Here is a 3,055-nt window from a genome sequence, read left to right on the forward strand (position 1 = left end):
CTTTCCGGTAATGATCAAGCAGGAGAGACCGTTCATCACTGGTGATTTGGACAGGATCTACCACCTATCCAGCGTACCAGACAATCAGATCTTATAGTAGTGGGAGATTTGATTTGCGGGGACTATAGACGGTCAGCTTGATGCCACAGACACACAAACCGGAACTACCTCAAATACGGCAACCAATCTATCAATCGGAGCCCGTTATTCCTCTGGTGTTCTTGCCGATTATTTTGCCGGTTATATTGACGAACCGTTCTTTACCGCCACAGCTCTTACCGCCGGCCAGATAAAAAACATGTACCAGGTGGGCTATCGCGCGCTGCAAAGTCATGGAACGGGCTTAGGTGGCGGGGCGGCGGATGCGAATCAACAACTGGGATATATTTCAACCGGCACCAATACCGTCGGAGTAGCCCAGCCGGACTTCAATAATCAATACATGTACGTTGGCACTAACTCAACTACACTCGGCGCACTATCAAAGATCCAGTTAAATAGTGATACTAATATCAAAACATATAACTCCTCTGCCAATGTCCCAAGCGGCGGCACGTTGCTAATTGATGAAGACGTGACGAGTCTTGGGGTCGGATATCAGCTCGAAGCAGTGGGTAGTGCCGCAAGCGGCGTCAAATCCATGGCGCCGGATAATAATGCCAACGCCCTGACCGGCTCGCTTTTCAGTGAAACCCAGACCCTGGCTTCCTCGACGAAATTTGCCTACCTGTGGACCTCATTTGCCACGGATGCACAAGATTCGACCTCGGCAATCAATGTCTACGCGTGTAATGCGTACTCCTCTAAATCCGCTTGTGACAGCGGGAGCGGTTGGGTGTTGGGGACGTGGATTCAAACCGACACCAACCAGGATCCAGATGAGCGCGAGTACAGCTTCTCCTTCCCCGCGGCCGGAAGTTACCTTACGGTTAAGTTTGACTTTAGCCGAGGCAGTACGAAGACCAATACCTACATTGCCAGATATGGCGCAACGTGGGCAAGTTCTGTCGGAGGAGCTGATATTGCCGAGCGGTACCGAAGTAGCGAGCCGGTCTACCCGGGTGACATTCTCTCCGTTACCGACCCGCCGGTAAATGGAGAGGCAACAGTAGCGCTGTCACGGATTCCGTATGACCAGAAGCTCATCGGCGTCGTCACCACCAACCCGGCTATCGTCATGGATAGCAACCTCGTCGACCTCAACTTTAACGCTGCAAGCCGCAATAGTCCCGACCGGCCTGCCGTTGCCTTGGCCGGGCGCGTCCCAATCAAGGTCTCAACCGCCAACGGTCCGATTGCAGTCGGCGACCCGATTACCTCCTCCAATATCCCGGGTGTGGGGATCAAGGCAACCAAAGCTGGTACCATCATTGCCAAAGCCCTGCAGAACTTCTCGTGTCCTACAACCGAAGACGCCACCGCATTGGGGCAGCCGGATGCCCCTTGTACCGGTACAGTGGAGGCGTACATCAACACGTCCTGGTTTGATCCGGATACCCAGTTGACATCCTCCGACGGACTCATCGTTACCAAAATCAACGAGGTTTTCCGCATCGTGCGGGTCGCCATCGACGGCGCTGAATCGGTGATCGAACGCATCGGCGCGTTCTCGGAACTGGTCAGCAGTACGATACGAGCCGGACTGATCCGATCGAACGCGATCCAAACCGATACCCTCTCCCCCATCGCGAGCGATTCCGCCGGGATTGCCGTACGACTGGGAAGTACCCAAACGTTTACCATCACCAACCATGAAGGAACGCCGTCGGCGAGCTTTGATAGTCTGGGGAATGCCACGTTCTCCGGAGAACTGCACGCCGACACACTCGTGGTCCATGACGACGCCACGATCTCCGGTATGTTGTATGCCGATCGCATCCAAACCTCATTCGGGGACTTGAATGACCGCTTTGCATCGCTCGAAACGAATCTGCTTACGGTAAGCAGCGCCTCGTCACACATCGCCCCGCCGCCAATCATCGTAGCAAGTTCGGAAAGCGCTGCTCTTGCCGCTGCCGTGCAGGTAGAAAACGACACGATCACGGTCAACACCAGCCTGTTTGTCCTTGGCGATACGATGCTCTCGCGCACGACCATCACCGGCTCGCTTCTTATAGACGGTGTCATCCGGTTTGCCGATAACGTGGTAGAGACACTAAGTGATACCTTCTACATCCAGAAAAACCGGCTTGCCAACGTAGATATCTTGGACGGCACGGTGCTCATCGATACGCTGCGACGCATCTTTTTCCGAGGCGATGTCGCCGTCTCCGGCAACACGACGGTTGCTGGCGTTTTGGGGACCAATACGCTCGCTCCGCTTGGGGATGGCAATCTCACGATAGACCTGGCCCGACCTATCCCCGATCTTGCCGCCTCGCCCTCATCGCTTCCGACCAGAGGCTTCGGAGATCTCCTCATCCGCGGCACCGATGACCGCGTGGTGGCCAAAATCGACGCGTCCGGAAGTGCTACGTTTACCGGCAATCTGACCATAGAAGGCGCCACCCGACTGCTTGGACCGGTACAACTCACGACTAACAGCTTGGGTACGTCGGTGGCGGTATCGGAGGGCAACACATCATTGGAGGTTGCGGAGCTTACGGCAACCGACACCAACTATAGTGTCTTTGCTACCCCCAGCTGGGACACCAGCGTTTGGGTTGCCGCCAAAACGACGGGTGGGTTCACCATCCAGTTCTCTACCGCGGCCCCCGCAGGTGCGACGGTAGACTGGCTCATCTTATTGAATCAGGCGATACCATCTACCGCAACCGCATCGGCGACTCCCCAGTAGACCATCATCGCCCGACCGCCATCGGCTATTGCCGAAGGCGATTGGCGGACGGGCCTCCCTATCTGACCGTCCAAAATTTTCCATCCGAAATAATCTCTTTATCACCATGATTATCTGTCCTTAGCACTCGAATCTCTCTGTCTGCTAACATTTGGAGGATCTCTGACGCCGGGTGTCCATACGCATTTTTTCCGACGGAAATAACCGCAAGTTGGGGTTTGAGCCAGTCCAGAAAAGCCTCGCTCATCCCCGTCCTGC

The 3,055-nt window shown here is 55.2% G+C and carries 2 protein-coding genes; one reads left to right on the forward strand and one right to left on the reverse strand.

Going from position 1 to position 3,055, the window contains the following annotated elements:
* Positions 1–298: 298 nt before the first annotated feature.
* On the forward strand, positions 299–2,797 hold the full coding sequence (locus AB1772_13270; GenBank protein ID MEW5797310.1) for a hypothetical protein: 2,499 nt from the start codon (positions 299–301) through the stop codon (positions 2,795–2,797).
* Positions 2,798–2,855: 58 nt separating this feature from the next.
* Here AB1772_13270 and AB1772_13275 read toward each other — a convergent pair.
* Positions 2,856–3,055, reverse strand: a 200-nt coding sequence (locus tag AB1772_13275) for an MBL fold metallo-hydrolase (protein MEW5797311.1), incomplete at its 5' end; no start/stop codon positions are given.

Source organism: Candidatus Zixiibacteriota bacterium (genome assembly GCA_040752815.1).
In the GTDB taxonomy this organism is placed as follows: Bacteria; Zixibacteria; MSB-5A5; order GN15; family FEB-12; genus JAGGTI01.

What these genes read in the sequence shown, in the direction of transcription:
- AB1772_13270 (MEW5797310.1), top strand. Translation starts at nt 299, where the DNA reads ATGTACCAGGTGGGCTATCGCGCGCTGCAAAGTCATGGAACGGGCTTA.